Annotated in this window: 2 protein-coding genes and 2 pseudogenes; 2 read left to right on the forward strand and 2 right to left on the reverse strand. The window is 43.6% G+C overall.

The window, feature by feature from the left end; all coding sequences use genetic code 11:
• Positions 1–1899, reverse strand: a pseudogene (locus B9J87_RS15515) (DEAD/DEAH box helicase); the annotation flags it as partial.
• Between the two features lie 132 nt (positions 1900–2031).
• Positions 2032–2097 (reverse strand): annotated as a pseudogene (locus tag B9J87_RS18075) (AlpA family phage regulatory protein); the annotation flags it as partial.
• A gap of 221 nt (positions 2098–2318) precedes the next feature.
• Here B9J87_RS18075 and radC point away from each other — a divergent pair.
• Positions 2319–2792, forward strand: coding sequence for a RadC family protein (radC, locus tag B9J87_RS15520; protein ID WP_094151598.1), 474 nt, complete (start codon positions 2319–2321; stop codon positions 2790–2792).
• Positions 2789–3174 (forward strand): DUF2787 domain-containing protein (locus tag B9J87_RS15525; RefSeq protein WP_176429549.1); only part of this gene is annotated, 386 nt, incomplete at its 3' end. The genes radC and B9J87_RS15525, both read left to right, overlap by 4 nt.

The following is a 3174-nucleotide window of genomic DNA, read 5'->3' on the forward strand; positions in this document are numbered from 1 at the left end:
TAGTGAAGCCTTATATTGTTTATTTTTCTTAGTATTAAAGAATCGACTAAACCAACCAGGCGAGTTAACCGTCAATATCTCAAGGGAAATTGAAATTTCTTCTTCCCTTCTCACTTCTGCATTTCTTGTTGAACTAAGGACATCTAGCTCTACAGAGAGCGTATGAGCATAGTTTTCTAGCTCATTTAGAACTAGGTTCATTTGATGCAAATCAGCATCAAATTGATGTTCATCGAAAGTCTTTTGCAGGCTATCAAAATAGGCTAACTTGTCATTCAACTCATGAAAACGAGATAACTTCTCGCTAAAGGTCCTTTTGGCTATGTGAAAAGAGGGCCCGGTATAAGTTGAGCGATATTGCCAAAAATTCAAGAAATCCAAAGAAGGTTCTCTAACCGCTGGCTCATTGCCTTTTTCATAGTGATATTTAAAGAAAAAGCGATCGAGAAACCTTTGCCTCTTTTTATAAGCTCCCATAACAGCTGAGATATTTCCCCAGCTCCGCTTTTTATCGTCCAAAGGTTGTAAACGACCTTTCTTTTCATCAGCACTAACTTGATTTGCTACAGAACGAAAAAAACTGGTATCAGCATATCTGCCAGCTATCGACTTTGCTTGAGGAAGCTCTTTTGAGATATTTTCAACGGCGGCATTGTTCGATGACGCCACGACCATTTCAAAGTCAGTAAGTTCTTCAACAAGGAACCCTTCTGGACTTAACCCATCGCTAGCTTTCGAAAAGGAAACTAATACTTTCGCTCTCTCAACAATATTTTGCGCAATTATGTCCCGCAATAACGTCGTTTTGCCTGTGCCTGGAGGACCATTAACAGAGATCACTCCACCTGTTTTCAGCTCCTTAAATACCGTATTGATGGCGAACTGCTGCATTAAAGACATGTTATGCGCAGGCTCTGTCAGCCACCTTCCTTCTGGTGTTTCTTTGGGATTCAAGTGATTATGAATTAACGGTATCGAACCGTTGGTATACAGATCAACATGCTTATGACTGGATTGTCCCAAGTAGGTTTGAAGGGGCAGGCTGGCCCTGCCAGTGGAAATAGCATTAATAGCCCGCTCTATATCTCGAATATAAAAGCTGTTTAGAATAGGTAACTGAGATTCGTCTTCTTTAGATGCATCTTCGTTATCGTCTTCAATAATTCTTGGGGCCTTTTTATTCTCCAAAAGATTGTCTGACTTCGCCTCATACTCATAAAAAGCCATCTGAAACGGGTAAACCTTTGAGTTCTCTGAAAGCAACAAATCTTGATTAGAAATACCAGCCCATTGGTAAAGCCCCTCAACCAAGCTCATTAGGCTTCTCACACAAAGAGTATGCCTTCCCTCTGAGCTAGGGTGGTTAGGCAAGGTTGCTTCCCAGCGATCTATAAACTCGTTCAGAGCGTCACAACGACTATCAAATCGCTCCTGAGATATACTCCCTGCCCTTCCCCCTAGTAACTCTGCTAAAGCCCACGGTAGCGTGCTTACCGAAAAGGTATCCAACCGAGGGGTACCAAACTCATCCAACATCAATTTAGCAAAGCAAGATGCTCCCTCATTATCTCTTCTTTGCTCTATTTCTTCAGAGACACAATCCTCCTGGCTGTGGGTAGAAAAGTACTCCGCAACTTTTTTATCTATCGCCGATTTATCGAATAATCCCAGATATAGGGTATAAGTACACTTTTTGCCCGGAGTAAGACCGAGCGAATCACGAGCCGCGGGATCTAGCCACGGAAGTAGATGGTTACCACATGACTTCAACTCATGGCACGAAACATTTACTGGTGCAATTTTACTGTCGTCTTTATCTGGTACTGAGTAGGCTTGAAAAAACTCCACTAAATGCCAGGATTTCAATATATTTATCGAGTCTTCTTTTCTACTATCCACGAATTAACGCCTATCAATACCATCAAATATCATTAAGTTACGATAATATACAGCCTGATTGCATAAGGCGATGAAGAATGACAAAAGACTGATAGAGTGTGACGGCTCCCTTAAAAACAAAGCGACATTGAATTACCTTAAAGCTAGACACTCCTCCATCCACTCATCAACTTCACTTTCCAGCCAGGCAATAGCTCTTTATCCGAAGCTCAACAGCTCAGTGCTGCCTTTCCTATTACTTCTTTTAACTTCAAAGATGTCATGGTGCAGTCGCCGATTCCGTCCTCATGAAATAAGCTCTGACGCAAAAAAAAAGACGGTTATGCGTTGAGCCTCTGCGCTACAAGACTTAAACCAAAAACATTCAGGCATATGTCATCAATGTGAAACCCCACCATTGATTCCGACAGGAGCCTGAAATGAATCCCAAAACTTCCGATTACCAAAAGCAGCAACGCTATCAGGAAAATGAAATCCTAGAGCATGCCGCAGAGATACTGGCTACGCGCTACGTGCGTGGTGATGCCCTAACTAACCCTGATGCAACTAAAGAGTATGTGCGCTGTAAGCTAGGTAGCCATGAGCGTGAAGTGTTTGCCTTATTGCTACTGGATAACCAAAACCGACTGATTGAGTTTAAAGAGCTGTTTCAAGGCTCGGTGGATGCGGCCAGTGTCTATCCACGTGAAGTGGTGAAAGCGGTATTAGAAGTGAATGCCGCAGCGGTGATATTTACCCATAACCATCCATCTGGAGACTCAACACCGTCTCAAGCCGATAGACGCATAACCGAAAGACTCAAAGACGCGCTCGCGCTGGTGGATGTTCGAGTGCTTGACCATATCGTGACGGGCGAAACCTGCACCTCATTTGCAGAGAGAGGATGGTTATGATTGAGCTACATTATGGTGAGCTTTCTATTGATGATGCTTTACATGCGTCACTGGAAGCACTTCTGAATCGGTACACTCTCCCAGAGAATGCTGAACGCCTCGTGCTGAACTGCCGCCAAATAAGTTACTACCGACATCGACAAGGTTTGCACCCGATAGAGGTACAATTTAAGCGAGAGTCAACCTCAAGCCCTTGGTTGGTAGTGTTCTTTGCCAGCTTCTCTTATCCCGATGACACCAGTACAACCGTTGAGCCTGAGTTGTACTTTCACCTTGCTAATCGCTGGTTCTATCAACCTGATGTGGGGAGCACGGATTTATCCCACCCAGAAGTTCAAGAGCTGCTCTCGGTATGGATGAAAGCCTTTGCTCGCCACCTTTC

Source organism: Vibrio sp. V19_P1S1T109, assembly GCF_002241375.1.
In the GTDB taxonomy this organism is placed as follows: Bacteria; Pseudomonadota; Gammaproteobacteria; order Enterobacterales; family Vibrionaceae; genus Vibrio; species Vibrio anguillarum.